Source organism: Autumnicola tepida (assembly GCF_031846485.1).
In the GTDB taxonomy this organism is placed as follows: Bacteria; Bacteroidota; Bacteroidia; order Flavobacteriales; family Flavobacteriaceae; genus Autumnicola; species Autumnicola tepida.
Window position 1 is genome coordinate 1 of record NZ_JAVRHQ010000118.1, and the last position, 505, is coordinate 505.

Consider the following 505-nt stretch of genomic DNA (forward strand, 5'->3'; position numbering starts at 1 on the left):
TGCACAAGCCGAAAACAAAATTTCGATTTAAATGAAGAAAATTTTAGAGCTTTCAGATATAGAAGCAAGAAAATATCTACTAAAGGAAGAAAGTTATTTCAATTTCGATTTACCTAAATATTTTACTTTTCAAGCATTAATCAATAAAGTTTCTGAGAAAATTGAGAATAAAAATTTAAGTGATTTCTATAGTAAAAGACAGAATAATTTGGGTGAAATCAAAACCAATTATCCATCAGATTTTGAAGAAGTAAACTACATTTATTTAAATAATAAAGATGGTAAATTTTCTTGGCGGCCATATCAATTAATTCATCCTGCATTATATGTTTCCTTAGTCCATAAAATCACGGAAAAAAATAATTGGGATTTTATAAAGAAACGGTTCGAAGAATTTTCAAAAGATTCAAAAATTAATTGTAGTAGTATTCCGCTGAAATCAGAAGATGAACTATCTGATAAAGCGACTAATGTAGGCAATTGGTGGAGGTCTATAGAACAAAAA

General features: G+C 27.3%; 1 pseudogene. It reads left to right on the top strand.

Annotation, left to right across the window (positions count from 1 at the left end):
• Positions 1–31 precede the first annotated feature (31 nt).
• Positions 32–505, top strand: a pseudogene (locus tag RM553_RS19620) (RNA-directed DNA polymerase); the annotation flags it as partial.